We start from the raw sequence: 18,918 nt of genomic DNA on the forward strand, positions 1-18,918 counted from the left end.
ACGCTCTCCATGAAAAAATGCCGGCTCCAGAGCCGGCACCCTCTTCTAAAGGATCCGCAGCTCGGGCGGCACTTCAAACACCACATTCTCTTCACGACCTGGATGCTCGACGACCATATTGCCACCCAGCTCGCGCAGGCGGGCGATGACGTTCTGCACCAGCACGTCCGGTGCGGAGGCACCCGCAGTGACGCCGATCGCCTTGACACCCTCCAGCCAGCCGGTTTCGATCATGGAAGCATCGTCGATAAGATAGGCTTTGCTGCCCACCTTCTCGGCCAGCTCGCGCAGACGGTTGGAGTTGGAAGAGTTACGTGACCCGACCACCAGCATGACGTCTACCAGTCCCGCCATCTCCCGCACCGCATCCTGGCGGTTCTGGGTGGCGTAGCAGATGTCGTCCTTGCGTGGCCCCTGGATCTTGGGGAACTGCTTGCGCAGGGCGTCGATCACATCCGAGGTCTCATCGACACTCAGGGTGGTCTGGGTGACGAAGCAGAGATCATCCGGATTCTTCACCTTGAGCCTGGCAACATCGTCTGGCGTCTCCACCAGATACATGCCACCTTCGCGGTTTGCGTACTGGCCCATGGTGCCGATCACCTCGGGGTGACCCGCGTGCCCAATGAGCACGGCTTCGGAGCCCTTGCGGCTGGCACGATGGACTTCCATGTGTACCTTGGTCACCAGCGGACAGGTGGCATCGAACACCTTGAGGGCACGGGACTTGGCCATTTCGCGCACCGTCTTGGCCACGCCGTGAGCGGAGAAGATGACGATACTGTCGTCCGGCACCTCGTCCAGCTCCTCGACAAACACGGCCCCCGCCTCTTTCAGCTTGTTCACCACATAACGGTTGTGTACCACTTCATGGCGGACATAGATGGGTGCACCGAACTTCTCAAGCGCGCTCTCGACAATGCTGATGGCGCGATCAACACCGGCACAAAAGCCACGAGGATTAGCGAGCAAAATATCCATCAGATCACCTTTTCCTCGTCATCAACGCCCAGGATCTCCACCTCGAAGGTGACGGTATGGCCGGCCAGGGGATGGTTGAAATCGACCGTCACCGACATGCCTTCCACCGCCCGTATGATACCGGGCAGTTCGCTACCATTGGGTTGGTCGAACAGAATGATGGTGCCAATCTTGGGCTCCACATCGGCGCCGAACTTGGCTCTGTCCAGATGATAGATGTTGTCGGGATTGGAGAGGCCAAACGCCTGCTCAGGGGCCAGTGTGAAGCTCTTGCTCTCACCTGCACACAGCCCCAGCAGACACTGCTCGAAGCTGGCTGTCAGGCTGCCATCTCCCATCCGCAGGCGTGCCGGTTTGCCTTGCAGCGCAGTGCTGTCAGCAACTGAACCATCTTCCAGCTTGATGGCAAAGTGGAACAGCACACTGCTGTCAGCGACTATCTGCTGGCTCATGGCGCCTCCTTCTTCTTTTCGGAGCGGAAGCCTTCCAGCACTATCATGACTGCACCGATGAAGATGAAACTGTCGGCCAGGTTGAACGCCGGCCAATGGGAACGCTGCCAGTAGAAATCGAGGAAATCGACCACATGGCCCAGTACCAGTCGATCAAACACGTTGCCGAGCGCCCCACCGATGATGAGCGAATAGGCGATACCGCTCCAGCGTTGGGTGACGGATTGCTTGCGCAACCAGTGGATCAGCAAACCACAGATGGCAAACGCCAGCACGGCGAAGAACCAACGCTGCCAGCCACCTTGATCGGCCAGAAAGCTGAATGCCGCCCCCTTGTTGTAAACGTGGACCAGATTGAAAAAGGGGGTGATCTCCACCCCCGGGTAGCCAAATGGCAGCATCTTGACCACGGCGAGCTTGCTCGCCTGGTCCAGTACGAATGCCAGCACCGCCAGCCACAGCCAACGCAGGCCGCTTTTATGTTGAGTCATATTCATCAGGCAAATTGACGTGTTTCGCCGTCACCCTCGACGTTGGTGACGCAACGGCCACAGATCTCTTCGTGACCGGCAATGGTGCCAACGTCTTCCACATGGTGCCAGCAGCGGTCGCACTTGGCGGCGGCGGACTGGGCCACGCTCAGCCAGAGGTCATCGCGCTCCGTCGCAACGGAACCTTCCGGTGCGCTGTCAGCAGTGACGACCTTGGCCTTGGAGGTGAGCAGCACGAAACGCAGCTCATCGGCCAGGGCATTCAGGCATTCGGCCAACTCCGGCTTGGCGAACAGGGTCAGTTCGGCCTGCAGGGAGCCGCCGATGCGCTTCTCGCCCCGGGCCGCTTCCAGCGCCTTGTTCACTTCCCCGCGCACTGTGAGGATCTCGGCCCAGAAGGCATCGTCCATCTGCTCGCCGGCATCCAGCCCGAACAGGCCGTCATACCACTCCTCGGTGAACACGAACTCGCTGCGCTCACCGGGCAGCAAGGCCCAGATTTCATCAGCGGTAAAGCTCATGATGGGCGCCATCCAGCGCACCATGGCCTGAGCGATATGATAGAGCGCAGTCTGGCAGGAACGACGAGCCAGGCTGTCTGCCTTGGCGGTGTACTGCCTGTCTTTGATGACGTCCAGATAGAAGGAACCCATCTCGATGGAGCAGAACTGCATCAGCTTCTGGGTCACGCCGTGGAAGTTGTACTCTTCAAAGGCCGTCACTATCTCGGCTTGCGCTGCCTTGGCACGACCCACTGCCCAGCGATCTACCACCACCATGTCGGCGGCAGCCACCATGTCGGTTGCCGGATTGAAACCATTCAGGTTGGCCAGCAGGAAGCGGGCTGTGTTGCGAATGCGGCGATAAGCATCGGCAGAGCGCTTGAGGATCTCGTCGGAGACCGTCATCTCGCCGGTGTAATCGGTACTGGCGACCCACAGACGCAGTATGTCGGCTCCCAGCTTGTTCATCACATCCTGCGGACTGACCACGTTGCCGATGGACTTGGACATCTTGCGACCCTGACCATCCACGGTGAAGCCGTGTGTCAGCACCTGGTTGTAGGGAGCCTTGTCTTTCATGGCCACGCCGATCATGAGCGACGACATGAACCAGCCGCGGTGCTGGTCAGAGCCTTCCAGATAGAGGTCGGCGGAGTGGCCGTTGAACTCGGGACGAGCATCTACCACTGAGGAGTGGGTCGAGCCTGAGTCAAACCAGACGTCCAGGGTGTCAGGCACCTTGTCGTACATGTCTGCGTCGCTGCCCAGCAGCTCGGCCTTGTCCAGATCCCACCAGGCCTGGATGCCGGACTGCTCGACACGCTTGGCGACTTCGTGCATCAGGCGCACGGATTCCGGGTGAAGTTGCTGGGTCTCCTTGTGAACGAACAGGGAGATGGGCACACCCCAGGTACGCTGACGGGAGATACACCAGTCAGGGCGGTTCTCGACCATGGCCTGAATACGATTTTTACCCCAGGCCGGTACCCAGCCGCTCTGGCCATGTAGGGCAATTCCATCTTTCTCGATGCGCTCAATCTCTTCCAGCGCGCGCTTGCGCAGACCCTTCTGCTCCATGCTGATGAACCACTGCGGGGTGGCACGGAAGATGATCGGGGTCTTGTGACGCCAGCAGTGCGGGTAGGAGTGATTGAACACCATGTGGTGCAGCAGGGCGCCGCGCTCGTTTAGCACCTCGACCACGGCCGCATTAGCCTTGAACACGTGCTGGCCGGCAAACAGTTCGGTATCCGGCAGGTAAACACCGTTGCTGCCAACCGGGTTGGCTACTTCCAGACCGTACTTCTGGCCGACCACGAAGTCTTCCGGACCGTGGCCAGGGGCTGTGTGAACAGCGCCAGTACCGGCATCTAGGGTGACGTGGTCACCCAGAACAACTGGCACATCGAAGCAGTAGAAGGGGTGATTGAAGCGCAGCAGCTCGAGCGCTACGCCCTTGGTGTAACCCAGGTTATGGAATTTCTCGATACCGGCCCTGTCCATCACATCCTTGACCAGCTCGGCGGCCAGGATCAGACGCTCGGGGTGCTCACCTTCGACTTGCACCAGGGCATAGTCCAGATCGGCGTGCATGGCGATGGCGCGGTTGGCCGGCAGAGTCCAAGGAGTCGTGGTCCAGATCACCGCAGAGATCGGGCCCTTGCCGGGGTGGCCTTCAGGGCAATCAAACTTGGCGGCCACGGTCGCCTCGTCAACGGCCTTGAAGCGCACGTCGATGGAGGGGGAGTTCTTGTCGTAGTACTCCACTTCCGCTTCTGCCAGCGCAGAACCGCAATCGGTACACCAGTGCACCGGCTTGGCGCCTTTATGCAGGTGGCCATTTTCAACGATCTTGGCCATGGAACGGATGATGTTGGCTTCGGTGCCAAAGTCCATGGTCAGGTAGGGGTGTTCCCAGTCACCCAGCACACCCAGACGGATGAAGTCGGTCTTCTGCGCTTCGATCTGGGTTTTGGCATATTTGCGACACTCGGCGCGGAACTCGGCAGCGGAGACTTTCTCACCCGGCTTGCCAACCATACCTTCCACTTTCAGCTCTATGGGCAGACCGTGACAATCCCAGCCAGGCACATAGGGAGAATCGAAGCCGGAGAGGCCCTTGGACTTGATGATGACGTCTTTGAGGATCTTGTTGACCGAGTGACCGATGTGAATGCTGCCGTTCGCGTAGGGAGGGCCGTCATGCAGAATGAAGGAAGGCTTGCCCGCTTTGGCGCGGCGAATGGCGCCGTAAAGATCCTGATCGTACCAACGTTTCAGCATGTTGGGTTCGCGTTTGGCCAGATCGCCACGCATCGGAAACTCGGTTTCCGGAAGATTCAGGGTGTGTTTATAGTCGCTCATCAGTCCTGGGTTCCCTTCTTTTCTAAAAGAGTGCTGGGTAAATTGAGTAGTGGCAGCCCGAACCAGGCTCGGGCCGCCAAGGCATCTCGTTCGATCTGCTCTTTCAAGGCGGTGAAAGAGGCAAACTTCTGCTCTTCGCGCAGCTTGTGGCGAAGCAGCACCTTGACCTGCTGACCATATAGATCACCAGAAAAATCAAATAGATGTACTTCCAATCTGGCTTGTGTGCCATGTACGGTCGGCCGTACACCCACATTGGCTACGCCGGGGAAGGTCTTGCCGGAACATAACACTTCCACTGCAAACACGCCACCGACCGGGATGACCTGGCGCTTGAGTGCCAGATTGGCGGTGGGAAAACCTATGGTGCGGCCCAGCTTGTCACCGTGGGCCACCCGACCGCTGATGGTATAAGGGCGGCCGAGCATCATCTCCACCTCCGCCATCCGGCCCGCTTTCAGGGCCTCGCGTACGAGTGTGCTGCTGACCCGCTGCCGTTCGAGCTGGAAGCTCTGGGTACTGATCACCTCGAAACCGAAGCGATGGCCCGCCTCCTCCAGCAGGTGGAAGTCCCCTTCCCGCCCCTTGCCGAAGCGAAAATCATCGCCGACCACCAGATAACGCACCCCCAGTTTTTCGACCAGCAACTGCTCGATGAAGCTGTTGGGGGACTGCTCGGCGAAACGATGGTTGAAGCGCACGCAGAGCATGCGGTCTATCTGCATGCTCTTGAGCGCTTCGTATTTCTCCCGCAGCCGGCTGAGGCGAGCAGGCGCAGCCGATCCGGCAAACAGTTCCAGTGGCTGGGGCTCGAACAGCATGACGCAGGCTGGCAACTCCAGTTGAACGGCTTTTTCCTGCAAGCGCGCCAACACGGCATGATGACCCTGATGGACCCCATCAAAGTTGCCTATGGTCAATACACACCCCCGGTGACGGGGCTTGATATTGTGAATACCGCGGATAAGCTCCATCAGTGCCTTGTGCGTTGCTGCCATGGAAATCGGCGGATTATATATCAGCCAGCTGGCAGGGTCAGCCCTCATGGCCCGATTTCAGGCATCTTGCCCAGATCCCCTGCCCGCCGAGGCAATCCCGTATGGTGCAGCAGGGTCAGTCCTGCTGCTGACCTGCTTTCAGGTGTCTTGGCCGAATGCCAAGTAGCAGCAAGATGGCCCCGTACATTCCCCCTCCCAGGCAGAGCAGCATGGTCAGCTGCAAGCTGGCCTTGCCCATGCTCCAGGCAGCCCACTGGGCGAGATCCGGTGACAGATAGGCAAGCACGCCGCCCATCAGCACGGTCGCCACCAGCAACTTGAAGCAGAACAGCCCGGTATTGCGGGACGGACGGTAAACCCCTTGTTGATACAAGCCCTTGAACAACAGAGCCGCATTCAACGAGCCTGAACAGGCGGTGGATAACGCCAGCCCCACATAGCCAAGGGGGAAGATGAAGATGAGGTTGCACACCATGTTGGCGATCATGGACATCACCCCGATCCGCACTGGCGTTCTGGTGTCCTGGCGAGCGTAGTAGCCCGGTGCCAGCACCTTGATCAACATCAGCGACAACAGGCCCGTGGTGGAAGCCAGCAGACTGGCACTGGACATGCTCACCTCATGCATGCCGAACTCGCCGCGCATGAAGAGCACTCGCAGTATGGGCTCGCGCAACACGGCTATCCCCACCATGGCCGGCAGGCCGAGCAGCATCACCATCCGTACCCCCCAGTCCATGGTGCGAGAGAAGTCGGCCGGGTCCGCATCCACATGCTTCTTGGCCAACGCAGGCAAGATAACGGTACTGATGGCCACCGCAAACAGGCCGAGGGGGAACTCCAGCAGGCGATCCGAGTAATAGAGATAGCTGATGGCGCCGGTGGCAAGGAAGGATGCGAGCATGGTGTTGATCAGCAGGTTGATCTGACTGACCGACACCCCGAACAGCGCCGGGATCATCAGGGTACGGATCTTGACCACCCCTGGGTGGCGCCAACCCCACTTGGGCCACACCAGCATGTTGATCTGGCGCAGAAAGGGATACTGGAACAGGAACTGCACCAAACCACCCAGAAAGACACCGATCGCGAGAGCAATCTCGGGTCTCTCCAGCAGGGGCGCTATCCACCAGGCAGCCCCTATCATGGTGAGGTTGAGAAACACAGGGGTGAACGAGGATACAGCGAAACGGCCAAAGGTGTTGAGGATGGCCCCCGCCATGGCGGTAAAGGTGATGAACCAGAGGTAGGGGAAGGTGATTTTGAGCATCAGGCTGGCCAACTCGAACTTCTCGGCTGCGGGCCCGCCATGCAACCAGTCCCAGAACCAGCCCCAGCCGAACAGTGCCGTCAACACGCCGGAACCCAACACACCCAGCAGGGTAACGACGGTCACTATCCCCCCCAGAGTACCCGCTACCGCGGCCAGCAATTCGCGCACTTCACGCTCGTCGCCATTTTTCTTGTACTCCGTCATCACGGGAACAAAAGCCTGGTTGAAAGCACCTTCGGCGAACAAACGACGCAAAAAGTTGGGAATGCGATTGGCAAAGAAGAAGACGTCTGCGGCCACCCCGGCACCGAGCAGATTGGCGATGACTACATCGCGAACCAAGCCCATCACACGGGACACCAGCGTCATTCCGGACACTATCATGCCGGATTTGATCAATTTCTTACTCAAGACGAGGCCTCTGGAACTGTCAGAATGAAAAGAATGCTGCTAGAATCGGCCGACAGTTTAACCGCCTCCCAACTGACACACCACCGGGGGGCGGTGTTTATTTGCACAAATCATTTGACAATATGTGGTTGAGAAGGCATATTTCCGGGCCTTTTCAATACACTCGCTAAGACAGTTTTAGGAGTTTTACCTTGGCTAATATCAAATCTGCTAAGAAGCGCGCGATTCAATCAGAGAAACGTCGTCAACACAACGCCAGCCGTCGTTCAATGACCCGTACCTATCTGAAGAAAGTAATTGCTGCCATCGCTTCTGGCGACAAAGCTGCTGCCGTTGCTGCTTTTGCTACCGCTCAGCCGATCATGGATCGCATGGCTACCAAAGGCCTGATCCACAAGAACAAAGCTGCTCGTCACAAGAGCCGCCTGTCTGCCCAGATCAAAGCTATGGCTTAATCAGCTCCGGCTGAATAACGCTAAAAAAACCGGCCTTAGTGCCGGTTTTTTATTTATCTGCACTGCAATACAGTCTGTGCAGCAAACCTATCATCTCGCGTACCTCGTGGCTGCGCAGCGAATAGTAGACCGTCTGGGCCTCTTTTCGCGTCTCCACCAACTCATCCCGCCGAAGCACGGCCAAGTGCTGTGACAGGGCTGACTGACTCAATCCGAGTACCTCGTTAAGCTCCCCCACAGACAGTTCCCTGTCCAGCAGCTGGCACAGAATAAACAGTCTTCGCTCGTTGGCCAGCGCCTTGAGCAGTGCCACAGCACGGCTCGCATTCGCCTCCATCTCTTCCAGTTGCATCTCATCCCCTTTCGCTCGAGGCAAGAATCATACTCTGTGAGCCGTCGATTTAAAATGACAGGGTTGCCGGTTGAATCGTGGCAAAGTCCTCCTGGCCTGCAAACAGGAAGGAGAAGTCACTCTCGCACACCCGTTTTACCGCCGGATGCTGGATCATGCGCTCGGCAAAGATGACGTAATACTCTTCCATCAGATCCTGGGTCTCCCCAATCAGCATCACTTCTTCCCCTTCCAGGATCTCTTCCCGGTAGATGGTCGGCGCCATGAAGATGCCCTGATTGAAGAAGCCGAACGCCTTCATCAGGGCCGCATCATCGAACTCGCCGAGAATGCTGGGGGAGATCCCCTGCTGCTCGAACCACTGGGTCAGCTGGCGACCCATGGCGGTGCGGCGACCCGGGATCAGCAACTTGCGTTCTTCCAGACAGGCCGGGAAGGCCTTCTCCGGCAAGGGCGCCTTGCAGAAGAAGCTGACGCCACAACCGCCGAGTCGCTTGGAGAGCAGGCCCGCATGCTGGCTGGAGTCAACCGGACAGTCGGAGAGGATCATGTCGAGCTTGTGCTCGCTCAACTGCTCCAGCAAGAGCTCATGGGTTGATTCGAAGCAGCGCAGGTGGATGGAGCCATCGTTGGGAATGACAGAGAGCAATACCCGGCTGGCGAGGCGCTTGGAGAGTGCATCGGCGATGCCGACGTCAAACAGGATCTGGCTCTCCTTGCGGTAGTTGACGATATCCAGCATCTCGTAGGAGAGGCTGAACATCTTGTCTGCGTAGCGAAACACCAACTGGCCGAGCTCGGTAGCTTCCAGGGATCGCCCCTTTCGCTTCAACAGCTTGCCGCCAAGACGTTGCTCCAGCAGTTTGATCTGACCGGTCACTGTCTGCGGCGTCAAAAAAAGGGCCTCTGCCGCCTGAGTGACAGTGCCCTTCTTCTGAGTCATCCAAAAATAGTAGAGGTGATTGTAGTTAAGGTGTGACATGGTGCCGCAATCCCGTAAGAATCAACATAGCAAAGGGCTATAAAGGATGTGAATGGAGAATAATCTTAAACTACGCCGACACTTTGTCGCCACGACTCCAACGGGTTTAATCGGGCAGCCTCTTCCAAATGATCAGGGGCAAAGTGGGCATAGCGCATCGTATCTCTGATGTTCGCATGACCCAGTATCTTCTGCAGCACCAGAATGTTGCCGCCATTCATCATGAAGTGACTGGCGAACGTATGGCGCAGCACATGGGTAAGCTGCCCCTCTGGTAACTCAATTCCCGTCGTCTTCAACGCTCGCCCGAAATCCAGATAGCAGGGAGTAAACAAACGCCCCCCTTTTTCACTGGTCATCAGCTCATCGAAAAGCACCGGGCTGATCGGCACCGTCCGGTTTTTATTGCCCTTGGTGTTGGTATAGGTGATCCGGTACGGGGTGACCTGAGAGGTGGTGAGCGCCTCAGCCTCTCGCCAACGAGCCCCGGTCGCCAGACAGATCTTGATGATGAGTGCCAAGTCAGGGTTTGGGTACTGCTGGGCAGCATGGAGCAGTTCAGCAATCTGGCCCGGCTGCAAGAAGGTCATCTCTGAGTCGGGCGTCTTGATAGTTGTCGTCATTTGCAACGGGTGTGCATGTTGCCACTCACCCAGTCGGATCAGCTCCCCAAACACGGCCTTGAGAAACGCCAGTTCCTGATTGACCGTTCTGGCGGTGATCGCCTTCTTGGCGCCCACGTTCCAGCCGTTGTCTATCTCTCCGGCCATTCGCTTGGCCCGATAGTGCGCCCACATCGAGGGAGTGATGTCGGTCGCCTTGGGGTTGCCCATGCCGTTGCAGATGATCTGCAACTTGGCCAGGCGAACCTCACTGCGTTTGAGGGTCTGGCCGTGCAACTTGTACCAGAGGTCGATCAGCTCCTGCAGGGTACGCTGCTCCTTCGCGTCCTTCCCCAGCCAAGGCTTGGCTTGGTGTTCATCCAGGATGAAGCGCTCCCAGGCTATCGCCTCTCCCTTGGTGACGAAACGCTTGCGCTTACGGGGGCCAGTACGACCTTGGGGATAGACTTCAGCCAACCAAGGGTTGTTTGATCCATCAGCTAGTTTGCGAACTGTCATCAGTACAAACGGGTTTTGCCGAGCAAGTAGGTGTCACTCTCGGCACCGGTGAGTTTACCCATTTCGGTGCAAGTTGAGATTACCTCCTCAACCACATAGCCCTGCTTGCCAAATTGATTGAGCAAGGCCACCTCAGTAACCCCTTTCAGATCACCCGCTTTCCCTTCCCACACAACAGGGCAGAGCCCCATTGTTATGACTGACTTGTAGAGGCCATCTGTGATCTTGGCTTGTGGCAGTACTATTTGCAGCACATCGCCATTTTGCTGTATTTGCGATGGGGACCAGGGTTTCAATGCAGAGTCCAATGCGGTGCCAGCATGGCTAAAGAAGGATACGAAAAGCAGACAGGCCAGATACTTCTTCATCATTGCTCCTTATGATTTAAAACTTCTTACCAGCCCAAACAACACGTCCAACCACATGAAGGTCGGCCCGTTGTTCCTTGGTGAATTCCCATGATTGATAGTTGGCGTTATCGCTGACCACTTTCACATCCCCCAAGGGGGAGAATTGCAGTCGCTTCACGAACAACCCGCCTTCCATCAGGATGACATGCAGCCCATCCCTCGGCGCTTCGCCGTTGGCCAGGTGCAACAAGATGATGTCGTTGTCAGAAATGGTGGGTTCCATGCTGTCGCCCTTCGCCCGGATCACTGCCAGCCGTTCCGGCTTCAATCCTTCCTTTCTTAGCCACTCCGTTCTGAACGCCATCGCATCGGACTTCTGCTCATCGTTCACAAACTGGCCGTGTCCGGCCGATGCAAACACCTGGTAACTGTCAATAAAGGTGAAATCGTCATTGGCCCCCACCAGTGGGCTGGGTGCTATGTCAACACTTGGTGTCAGAGCTTGATAGTTCGCCGCCATTTCTTGGGCTTCTAGAGCGGATTGCCCTGATGAGGGAATGGCTGTCGCACCAGACAGAATTCGCTCCCAATCATCACCGCAGGCCAACCATCTGAGGTCCACTCCGGAAGCCACTGCCATAGCGATAAATCGCTCCACGTTCGGCAAAGCCTCAAGACGCTCGTACTTCAGAATGGACGTGTCAGACATTCCAGCCCTAATGGCAAAAGAGCGCCGGGACTCCTTGCCTCGAATCTGGATGAGCCTTTCAGCAAACGCCTTTGCATCAAATGAATGCTGGTTAAGCTCGTCCATTCGTTACCACCCTTATAGGTAATGATGGGAAATAACCCATATTCATTGTTGACATAGCACTGCACTCCGTTCATATTCTGCTTACCAATGTTGGCAACCGTCGAAGTTCTCCAATCATTGTTAGCAATAAAAAGGGCTAATTAGGGCCAATAATCATCAATGTAAGCGATGAGGCGTCATCATGACACAAATGCAACCAGCATTCACCTTTCCGGTCTGCTCCAAGGAGAAGTTCGCCGAGATGACCGGTTTCACCGAGGACTATGTCCAATCGATGATCGAGGCAGGGCGCCTGCCTATCCTGCCGAAAACCGGTCTGCGGCAAAAAGTGCTCATCAACCTCGAAGCGCTGCGGATGGAATGCCATCAAGCAGCACTTGTCTCTCGTTGAGTCTCGTTTATTCAAAGGGGTTCGACCATGTTTGAACAGACCGCAACCAAACAGCCACACCTTAACGCCGCATGCGCACTTTTTGCAGCGCGTTACTCCATCGCGGATGTCGCAAGAGAAGCGGGCATCGGTGACCAGATGCTGCGCAACAAGCTGAATCCAGACCAACCGCATCAGCTGACCGTGCGTGATTTGGTGGCCCTCTACCACGCCACCGGTGACGACACCCTGTTTGATGGCCTGCTGTTTGATTGCGGCCTGACTGCCGTTCGCCTGCCCGCCGCTGCTACCGCCGCCCCAGAGGCTCGCGCCCAGCAGGCGCTCAACGCCAGCGCCCAGATCATGGGCGTCACAGCCCAGGCGACCACCATCCTCGCCGGTGACCGCGTCACCAAATCCCACAGAAACACCGTCGTCGGCGGCTTGTGGGCTGGTATCGAGCACCTTGTGCTGCTGGCAACCGAGATCGAAGACCGCTTTCACGCCGTCCCTAGTCTTGCGTGTGCTGCCGACATGGCCCGCGCAGCCCTGGGCGCATAGGAGACTAAACCATGAGATTTCCGTGCCCACATTGTGGTTCACGAAGTGCGATTCGCAGCACCAACCGCATGAGCCCCCTCACTGGGATCCTGCGCTGCCGCTGCAACAACGATGATTGCGGGTTTGTATTTCAGGTCGGCGTAGAGGTGACGGGGTACTACGTTGCCAGCGCTACCCCCAACCCAGCCATCAACCTGCCAAAGCTCAATGGCGTCGGTCGCCACTGGGAACCGGGGGTGAACTTCAAGGATGTAGCCCCGTTCCGTTCAACCATCCACCCCTTCAAAGCGGTAGAGGAAGAACGCAACAAGACCAAGGAGAAAGCATGAACAAACTTCGCGCCGAGCAGCCGGGGCTGATCCCGCTGCCGTTCCTGTTGTTCACCCGCGCCACTGTCGTGAGCGATTGCGACGAGCCTGTGATGCGCAACACCACCCGATTCGATGGCAGTTATTTGGAAGATTGCCAGGGCCGCCGTGGCGCCCTGCGCTTTACGCCTCGCCAACAACCCCGCCCGCACTGGCTGACCAAGCTGCTGCAGGCATAAGAGAGGGCCACCCCATGAACACAGCACAGGTAATCGAGCTCGTTCAGCAACCCAGCGCCCGCGAAAAGGCACTGGCAGATATGCGCGCCCAGTTCGGCCGCAATGGGGCGGCCAGCCGCTGGTCACGCCTGCCAACCAGAGCCCGTTCGGTCATTTGCTATGCGGCCGGTATATCAACCACCGCCGCCGGGCAGGAGCTGGACCAGCTCGACTTTGAACAACAAGAGGCGATCCGCCTCGCCCTGGGCGACCTGCTGGCCACCCTGCGGGAATTCGACGGGTCAGTGCTGCACCGCCGCGAATGGCACCGCACCACCCGCCGCATTGAAGGGCCAAGCCGTAGCGAGCTGGAACAGGCAGAGCACGAAGACAAGCGCCGGGCCGAGCTCAACGAGAAGGCCAGCATTTTGGAAAGCCGCAGAGCGGTAATGAAGAAGGTGGCCGGAAACGGCCAATAAGGAGACAGACATGCACGGTAACCAGCAACCAACCATTGGCGATATCGCCAGCCGTTTCGAGAAAACCCTTATCAGTACGCCGAGTAGTCAGCGGGAAGTGCGAGCAAAAGAGCTGGCGGCAGAGGCAAACAAACAGGCCAGTGCGGCAGGCTTTGAGATCGACTTCGGCCTCTACATCCCCAAGGTACTGGCGGCCATTGAGCGGTATGAAGGGATGAGAGACGCAAAAGAGCTGCAATAAAAAACCCCGCAAAGGTGGTGGAACACCGCGGGGTTTCACAAACAAAACTGAGGGTTAACTCATGAACAATAGTACAGCAGAACAGGCGATCCGCAAAGTCGCCAACTCCTTGATAAATACCCACCGCCCCCAGCTGGGGGCATGCCACAGCGTGGCGGTCGAATCCAGCCTTGAAGCCCTGGCCGAACTGGCCGACGAGCTGGGCCTGCTCGACATCTACGCCGAGCTGACCAAGCGCCTCGAGATCCTGCGCGGTGGCCAGCGGCCCCACATCATCGGCGTTGATATGGCCAGCGGCCCAGATAGCACCGCTGTATTCCAGCCGCCCTTTGCCCATGAGCTGAAAGGGACCATCAGTAACCAGGCAGAAGCCGAGGCCCTGCTGGACGTGATGTGCATCCTGTCTGGCTACGAAGAAGAAAAAGGCGGTGCCCAATGATCGCCATCACCAGCAAGCACACCGCCCAATCCCCTGCCGATGCAGTCGCCTACCTGGTGCGCCACGGCTACATCAAGGTGCGCGGCCACTGGCTCAGAGGCCAGCGCCACGCCGCCCGTATCGAACCCCTGGCCTCTGGCCGCGCCTGTGTACTGGAAGGAGTAGCAGCATGAGCAACATGAAATGTGAACAGTGCGGACGCTACCGCCTGCCAGACCCCGCCGCCTTTCGCTGCGGGGACAAGGTGACCTTCAAGCGGGTGATCCAGCGCGCCAGAACCACCCAGCTCAAAGCGGTCGATGGGGTCATCGTCGAGGAAGGTGTCGCCACTGTGACAATCCGGGTTCTGGGTGGTGACAGGGTCCAAGTCAATCGCACCGGCATCACCATGCAGGGCGCCCCTGGTCCACTGACCTATGAAATGTTCGGCATCTGCCGTTGCAACGGAGGTGCCCTGTGACTGACAACCTGTTTGAGCTTGAAGCCCCGCAAGATGCTCTGGGCACCACAGAGGCGGGTCCCGCCCATATGCAGCCACCGGCGCCGGTCAGCCCACTGACCAAGCACTGGCAAACCGCACAGGCTGAATTCACCTGCGCATTAGTCGACAGCGATTCCTTGCGCAACCGTCAAGTGACCAGGGAACTGTTGGCGCTGGGCGCCATTCGCGCCGTGTACTGGCTTGCCGTCGGCAGCGCCGAACTGGCACTGGCTAAAGAGATCGCCGAGTGGTGGGCCGACTGCGAACCACTCCACGGACTGGGGGAGACCATCAAATGAGCCACCAACAAATCATTGACCAGTGGGTCACCAAAATGCTGTCCGCAGAGGCCAGCCTGCACGGCCTGCAGCTCGACCTGCTGGACCTGCGCAAAGACGGCCCCCATGGCCAGCGCACTCCGGCCAGAACCCATCTGACCTTGTGCCGCCAAGCCCGCACTGCCGCCCGCGTGGCTTCACGCCAAATCAAGTCCCTCTATACCGGAGGTGCGGCATGAAGCTGACCATCGAGCTCACACCGGAAATGCGCGTCCGGCTGATGTATGCGGAGACTGTTAAAATTGATGTGCCGGTTTCTTGTGTAGTGCCGGAAGGCTGGAAACTGGTTCCTTCCGAGCCAACTATAGAAATGTGTGATGCTGGCGCGATTTACGACCAGCGCATGCAGCTTGATGACATTGGCCCGACATTCGCTGGTTGCTACCGCTCCATGATCGCCGCAGCCCCTCAACCAGAAGAGGGCGCCATCTAATGACTCACCAAAAACCAGCCGGGCTTGCCCCGGCTTTGGGCGTCGTGCGCCCTGCAAACAGCCTTTCCGCCGTACAAATGGTCACCCTGGAGCCCTGCACCAAGTGCAAGCAGACCGCCGTGTGCATGCCGGTAGCTGGCCGCCACGGTCGCAGCTCTTACCCCTACTGCGTCGAACATTGCTGGCCGCTGGCCCGCGCCGCCAGTGAAACCGTAGTAAAGGCCGCCCCTGCTGCCCGCCCCTCGATGCTCTGCAGCTGCTGCGGCGATTTCAGCCATGTGCGCCCGGTCATACTGTCCGGCAACCGCATGACCAGCCTGTTTTTCTGCGAAACCACCTGCTGGTCTGATCGGCTGGCCACCCTCGACATGGTACCGACCTGCACCCAATGCGGCCGCTACCTGCAACCGAACGAATACACAGCTGAAAAATGCGGGGTGTGTAAATGAAAAAGCATAACTTCAACTTGTTAAGCGAGATCGTGGTCGACAACTTTGCCGGTGGCGGCGGTGCCTCTACCGGGATCGAAATGGCGCTGGGCCGTAGCCCTGAAATCGCCATCAACCACGACCCTGATGCGATCGCCATGCACACCGTCAACCACCCCAGCACGGAGCACTATTGCGAATCGGTGTGGGACATCGTGCCGCGTGACGTGGTAGCTGGTCGACCTGTCGGGCTGGTCTGGCTGTCGCCTGACTGCAAGCACTTCTCCAAGGCCAAGGGCTCAACCCCGGTCAGCAAGAAGATCCGGGGCTTGGCATGGGTTGCCCTGCGCTGGGCTGCCCAGGTTCGCCCCCGGGTGATCATGCTGGAAAACGTCGAAGAGTTTCAGACCTGGGGACCGTTGCTGATTGACTCAGAAGGTAACGCCCGCCCAGACCCCGCCAAGAAGGGCCGCACCTTCAACAGTTTCATCAATGCGCTGCGCCGCCAGGGATACAAGGTGGAGTGGCGCGAGCTGCGCGCCTGTGACTATGGCACCCCCACTATCCGCAAGCGCCTGTTCCTGATTGCCCGCCGGGATGGCGCCGCCATCGTATGGCCCAAGCCAACCCATGGCGCGCCAGACAGTGCCGAGGTGAAGGCCGGCAAGCTGCTGCCATGGCATACGGCCGCAGACATCATCGACTGGTCGATCCCGTGCCCCTCAATTTTTGAGCGCAAACGCCCGTTGGCAGAGAACACACTGCGCCGGATTGCCAAGGGGCTGGATCGGTTTGTCATCAATGCCGCCGAGCCGTTCATAGTGAAGTGCAACCACACCAGCACCCGTACTGCGTATGACTGTTTCAGAGGTCAGGGGATCAATGAGCCTCTACAGACCATCACCCAATCTCCTGGCTTTGCCGTTGTTCAGCCAACATTTGCCCCCTTCATCACTGAGCATGCCAACGCCAGCCATCAGCGCAACATGCCAGCCGATGAACCCCTGCGCACCATCTGTGCCCAGGTAAAGGGTGGCCACTTCGCGCTGGTATCGCCGGTCATCGCCCGTCAGTTTGGCCGCTCTGTTGGCCAATCCGTTGATGAGCCACTGGGCACAGTCATGGCCAAGGCTGACAAGAGCCAGCTGGTAACCGCCTTTCTGGCCAAGCATTACACCGGCGTTGTTGGCGCAGAGCTGACCAAGCCGCTGCCAACCGTGACCACCGTTGATCACAACGCGCTGGTCACCAGCCACTTGGTGAAGCTGCGCGGCACTTGCCAGCACGGCCAGCCGGTGACCGAGCCCATGCCGACCGTCACCGCTGGCGGGCTGCATATCGGCGAGGTGCGGGCCTTCCTGCTCAAATATTACGGCAACGACTCCACCATCCCCTGCTCCGAACCCCTGCATACAGTGACCACCCGGGACCGCTTCGGTCTGGTGACCGTGCGCGGCGAGGATTATCAGATCGTCGATATCGGCATGCGGATGCTCGAGCCTCATGAGCTGTTCGCAGCTCAGGGTTTCCCGGCCGACTACGTGATCGCCCACGATGCCAACGGCAATAAGTTCACCAAAACAGCGCAGGTAGCCCGCTGCGGCAATGCCGTATGCCCGCCACTGGCTGCCGCCCTGGTGCGCGCCAACCTGCCAGAGATGTGCGCCGATGCGCAGGAGGTAGCAGCATGAATTCACTTAGCCCAGCACTACACATCACTGACATCAGCACCAAGATCGCCGAAGTTGAAAAGGCTTATCGCGAGTATTGCGATGAGTTCGGTATCACCGACCATCAGGTCATCGTCAACAACTCCGGCGGCAAGGATAGCGGTGCCACCGAACTGCTGGCCCGCGCCATCTTCGGCGCCAACTATCGCTCTGTGGCGGCAGATACCGGCAATGAGCACCCCACCACCATTGAACACCTGAAAACCCTGCACCTGCAGCGCGGCGGTGCGCCTGTCGAAATCGTCTCTGCCGACTACCCGGAAGAGATGTTTCAAACAAGACGAGAGACCATATCCAAGGCGTGGATGGGTAAGCAGCGCGTAATGGCTGGCGCTTACCGCGGCATCGTCATGCCATCTCTCGGCCGAGCAGACACTGAGTTTGCAGAGCTGTGGCGCAACCGCGCCAAAGCTCTCTGCTGGGGGGAGTTCGACACCCCGCTTGATGCAGCTCTATCTGCACTCCACCGTTCCGGCAATCCGTTTCTGGATATGGCGCTGATCCACGGTGGTTTCCCGCTTGGCCGTCAGCGCTTTTGCACTGACGAGCTAAAGCTGCAGGTTGTTTTCGATAAAGTGCTAACCCCACTCCTTGATGCTGATCGCGATGTTGTCCAATGGTCAGGCGTTAGGGCCGAAGAGTCAGATAAGCGCGCTGGCTATGAGCGCTTTTCTGAAGACGCCCGCGACGAATCAGGCCATCTGTTTAACTTCCTGCCGATCCATCAGTGGTCTGCGGCAGATGTATTCGCCCTATATCGCTACTTTGGAATCAAGCCAAACCCACTCTACTCGCAGGGGATGGGCCGGGTCGGTTGCATGCCATGCATATTGGTGGAAAAGGACGAATTGGCTCAAGTGGCGGTTCGCTGGCCTGAAGAGATCGAACGGGTTGCAAGGTGGGAGCAGCAGGTTGCCATGGTGTCTCGCTGGATTCACTGGATGGTCATTGGCCACATCAACCGTAGAAGGTTCAAGCCGATCATTACCCAGCTTGACGTTCCTCAGTTTGAGGTTGGAAGCCAAATGGCTGTCCGCCGCAAGAAGGCTGGGCTTTCATGGTCAGATAAGGATGACAAAAAAGGGGTCATCAGCAAGGTAATCAGGAAAACCCCCTTCAAGCTGAGTATCAATGGAAGGTTGCCGCACCGCTCTTTCGTGGTGGATGTCGAGGCATACAAGGGAACCTGCATGCTCGGCCCGCGCGGCAACGTCATTGGTGGGTCCATCTATGACGCTGTCGAATGGTCACGTACCGGCAGAGGTGGCAAAACCTACGACCTGGTCACCAAGGCGATCGACGTTGAAGTATGCAGTTCCAAATACGGCCTGTGTGGTTGAGGTGA

Annotated in this window: 27 protein-coding genes; 16 read left to right on the forward strand and 11 right to left on the reverse strand. The window is 58.2% G+C overall.

Annotated elements, in window-relative coordinates; all coding sequences use genetic code 11:
* Positions 1 to 45: 45 nt before the first annotated feature.
* The 6 genes from ispH to murJ all read right to left on the reverse strand — a co-directional run bounded on the left by ispH (position 46) and on the right by murJ (position 7,473).
* Positions 46 to 981 (reverse strand): 4-hydroxy-3-methylbut-2-enyl diphosphate reductase, encoded by a 936-nt coding sequence (gene ispH / locus GWQ31_RS17690; protein ID WP_275909916.1) that lies wholly within the window; start codon positions 979 to 981, stop codon positions 46 to 48.
* Positions 981 to 1,433, reverse strand: coding sequence for an FKBP-type peptidyl-prolyl cis-trans isomerase (gene fkpB, locus GWQ31_RS17695; protein WP_275909917.1), 453 nt, complete (start codon positions 1,431 to 1,433; stop codon positions 981 to 983). The genes ispH and fkpB overlap by 1 nt, the downstream gene beginning before the upstream one ends.
* A complete protein-coding gene (lspA, locus tag GWQ31_RS17700; protein ID WP_096119710.1) occupies positions 1,430 to 1,930 on the reverse strand; it encodes a signal peptidase II in 501 nt (166 codons plus the stop codon). Before lspA ends, fkpB begins: the two co-directional genes overlap by 4 nt.
* Positions 1,930 to 4,791: an isoleucine--tRNA ligase gene (gene ileS, locus GWQ31_RS17705; protein WP_275909918.1), complete on the reverse strand. Its 2,862-nt coding sequence runs from the start codon at positions 4,789 to 4,791 to the stop codon at positions 1,930 to 1,932. The genes lspA and ileS overlap by 1 nt, the downstream gene beginning before the upstream one ends.
* Positions 4,791 to 5,765, reverse strand: coding sequence for a bifunctional riboflavin kinase/FAD synthetase (gene ribF, locus GWQ31_RS17710; protein ID WP_275909940.1), 975 nt, complete (start codon positions 5,763 to 5,765; stop codon positions 4,791 to 4,793). The genes ileS and ribF overlap by 1 nt, the downstream gene beginning before the upstream one ends.
* 139 nt (positions 5,766 to 5,904) lie before the next feature.
* Complete coding sequence (gene murJ, locus GWQ31_RS17715) at positions 5,905 to 7,473, reverse strand: murein biosynthesis integral membrane protein MurJ (protein WP_265422200.1); 1,569 nt, start codon at positions 7,471 to 7,473, stop codon at positions 5,905 to 5,907.
* 191 nt (positions 7,474 to 7,664) lie between these two features.
* Between murJ and rpsT the strand changes: the two genes are divergently transcribed.
* Positions 7,665 to 7,928, forward strand: coding sequence for a 30S ribosomal protein S20 (gene rpsT, locus GWQ31_RS17720; protein ID WP_005892298.1), 264 nt, complete (start codon positions 7,665 to 7,667; stop codon positions 7,926 to 7,928).
* A 49-nt stretch (positions 7,929 to 7,977) separates the two neighbouring features.
* Here the strand turns inward: rpsT and GWQ31_RS17725 are convergent, their stop codons facing one another.
* From GWQ31_RS17725 to GWQ31_RS17745, 5 genes are all read right to left on the reverse strand, one after another.
* On the reverse strand, positions 7,978 to 8,280 hold the full coding sequence (locus GWQ31_RS17725) for a metalloregulator ArsR/SmtB family transcription factor (protein ID WP_005313481.1): 303 nt from the start codon (positions 8,278 to 8,280) through the stop codon (positions 7,978 to 7,980).
* A gap of 49 nt (positions 8,281 to 8,329) precedes the next feature.
* A complete protein-coding gene (gene nhaR, locus GWQ31_RS17730) occupies positions 8,330 to 9,262 on the reverse strand; it encodes a transcriptional activator NhaR (RefSeq protein WP_021138578.1) in 933 nt (310 codons plus the stop codon).
* A 65-nt stretch (positions 9,263 to 9,327) separates the two neighbouring features.
* Complete coding sequence (locus GWQ31_RS17735; RefSeq protein WP_275909919.1) at positions 9,328 to 10,383, reverse strand: tyrosine-type recombinase/integrase; 1,056 nt, start codon at positions 10,381 to 10,383, stop codon at positions 9,328 to 9,330.
* Complete coding sequence (locus GWQ31_RS17740) at positions 10,383 to 10,751, reverse strand: hypothetical protein (RefSeq protein ID WP_275909920.1); 369 nt, start codon at positions 10,749 to 10,751, stop codon at positions 10,383 to 10,385. The genes GWQ31_RS17735 and GWQ31_RS17740 overlap by 1 nt, the downstream gene beginning before the upstream one ends.
* 16 nt (positions 10,752 to 10,767) lie before the next feature.
* The gene (locus GWQ31_RS17745) at positions 10,768 to 11,547 is read right to left on the reverse strand and encodes a LexA family transcriptional regulator (RefSeq protein ID WP_275909921.1); all 780 of its coding nucleotides are present in this window, start codon (positions 11,545 to 11,547) and stop codon (positions 10,768 to 10,770) included.
* A gap of 181 nt (positions 11,548 to 11,728) precedes the next feature.
* Here GWQ31_RS17745 and GWQ31_RS17750 point away from each other — a divergent pair, with 181 nt between their 5' ends.
* The 15 genes from GWQ31_RS17750 (at position 11,729) to GWQ31_RS17820 (ending at position 18,913) form a co-directional block, all read left to right on the forward strand.
* On the forward strand, positions 11,729 to 11,938 hold the full coding sequence (locus GWQ31_RS17750) for a Cro/Cl family transcriptional regulator (RefSeq protein ID WP_271774233.1): 210 nt from the start codon (positions 11,729 to 11,731) through the stop codon (positions 11,936 to 11,938).
* A gap of 27 nt (positions 11,939 to 11,965) precedes the next feature.
* Positions 11,966 to 12,478, forward strand: a complete 513-nt coding sequence (locus GWQ31_RS17755) for a phage regulatory CII family protein (RefSeq protein WP_275909922.1) — start codon at positions 11,966 to 11,968, stop codon at positions 12,476 to 12,478.
* Between the two features lie 11 nt (positions 12,479 to 12,489).
* On the forward strand, positions 12,490 to 12,807 hold the full coding sequence (locus GWQ31_RS17760; protein WP_024943570.1) for an ogr/Delta-like zinc finger family protein: 318 nt from the start codon (positions 12,490 to 12,492) through the stop codon (positions 12,805 to 12,807).
* Positions 12,804 to 13,025, forward strand: coding sequence for a hypothetical protein (locus GWQ31_RS17765; protein ID WP_024943569.1), 222 nt, complete (start codon positions 12,804 to 12,806; stop codon positions 13,023 to 13,025). Before GWQ31_RS17760 ends, GWQ31_RS17765 begins: the two co-directional genes overlap by 4 nt.
* Before the next feature lie 14 nt (positions 13,026 to 13,039).
* The gene (locus GWQ31_RS17770) at positions 13,040 to 13,483 is read left to right on the forward strand and encodes a hypothetical protein (RefSeq protein ID WP_275909923.1); all 444 of its coding nucleotides are present in this window, start codon (positions 13,040 to 13,042) and stop codon (positions 13,481 to 13,483) included.
* A 10-nt stretch (positions 13,484 to 13,493) separates the two neighbouring features.
* Positions 13,494 to 13,724 carry a hypothetical protein gene (locus tag GWQ31_RS17775; RefSeq protein ID WP_275909924.1) on the forward strand — a complete coding sequence of 77 codons (231 nt, stop codon included), beginning with the start codon at positions 13,494 to 13,496 and terminating at the stop codon, positions 13,722 to 13,724.
* A 61-nt stretch (positions 13,725 to 13,785) separates the two neighbouring features.
* Positions 13,786 to 14,163 carry a hypothetical protein gene (locus tag GWQ31_RS17780; RefSeq protein WP_275909925.1) on the forward strand — a complete coding sequence of 126 codons (378 nt, stop codon included), beginning with the start codon at positions 13,786 to 13,788 and terminating at the stop codon, positions 14,161 to 14,163.
* Positions 14,160 to 14,336, forward strand: coding sequence for a hypothetical protein (locus GWQ31_RS17785; protein ID WP_275909926.1), 177 nt, complete (start codon positions 14,160 to 14,162; stop codon positions 14,334 to 14,336). The genes GWQ31_RS17780 and GWQ31_RS17785 overlap by 4 nt, the downstream gene beginning before the upstream one ends.
* On the forward strand, positions 14,333 to 14,623 hold the full coding sequence (locus GWQ31_RS17790) for a hypothetical protein (RefSeq protein WP_275909927.1): 291 nt from the start codon (positions 14,333 to 14,335) through the stop codon (positions 14,621 to 14,623). The genes GWQ31_RS17785 and GWQ31_RS17790 overlap by 4 nt, the downstream gene beginning before the upstream one ends.
* The gene (locus GWQ31_RS17795) at positions 14,620 to 14,943 is read left to right on the forward strand and encodes a hypothetical protein (protein WP_275909928.1); all 324 of its coding nucleotides are present in this window, start codon (positions 14,620 to 14,622) and stop codon (positions 14,941 to 14,943) included. Before GWQ31_RS17790 ends, GWQ31_RS17795 begins: the two co-directional genes overlap by 4 nt.
* Positions 14,940 to 15,161: a hypothetical protein gene (locus GWQ31_RS17800; protein ID WP_275909929.1), complete on the forward strand. Its 222-nt coding sequence runs from the start codon at positions 14,940 to 14,942 to the stop codon at positions 15,159 to 15,161. The genes GWQ31_RS17795 and GWQ31_RS17800 overlap by 4 nt, the downstream gene beginning before the upstream one ends.
* On the forward strand, positions 15,158 to 15,415 hold the full coding sequence (locus GWQ31_RS17805) for a hypothetical protein (protein WP_215281134.1): 258 nt from the start codon (positions 15,158 to 15,160) through the stop codon (positions 15,413 to 15,415). The genes GWQ31_RS17800 and GWQ31_RS17805 overlap by 4 nt, the downstream gene beginning before the upstream one ends.
* Positions 15,415 to 15,864: a hypothetical protein gene (locus GWQ31_RS17810; RefSeq protein WP_275909930.1), complete on the forward strand. Its 450-nt coding sequence runs from the start codon at positions 15,415 to 15,417 to the stop codon at positions 15,862 to 15,864. Before GWQ31_RS17805 ends, GWQ31_RS17810 begins: the two co-directional genes overlap by 1 nt.
* A complete protein-coding gene (locus GWQ31_RS17815) occupies positions 15,861 to 17,534 on the forward strand; it encodes a DNA cytosine methyltransferase (RefSeq protein ID WP_275909931.1) in 1,674 nt (557 codons plus the stop codon). Before GWQ31_RS17810 ends, GWQ31_RS17815 begins: the two co-directional genes overlap by 4 nt.
* A complete protein-coding gene (locus tag GWQ31_RS17820) occupies positions 17,531 to 18,913 on the forward strand; it encodes a phosphoadenosine phosphosulfate reductase family protein (RefSeq protein ID WP_275909932.1) in 1,383 nt (460 codons plus the stop codon). Before GWQ31_RS17815 ends, GWQ31_RS17820 begins: the two co-directional genes overlap by 4 nt.
* The last annotated feature ends 5 nt before the right edge of the window (positions 18,914 to 18,918 follow it).

The organism is Aeromonas sp. 2MA4 (assembly GCF_029237305.1).
GTDB classification, from domain to species: domain Bacteria; phylum Pseudomonadota; class Gammaproteobacteria; order Enterobacterales; family Aeromonadaceae; genus Aeromonas; species Aeromonas salmonicida.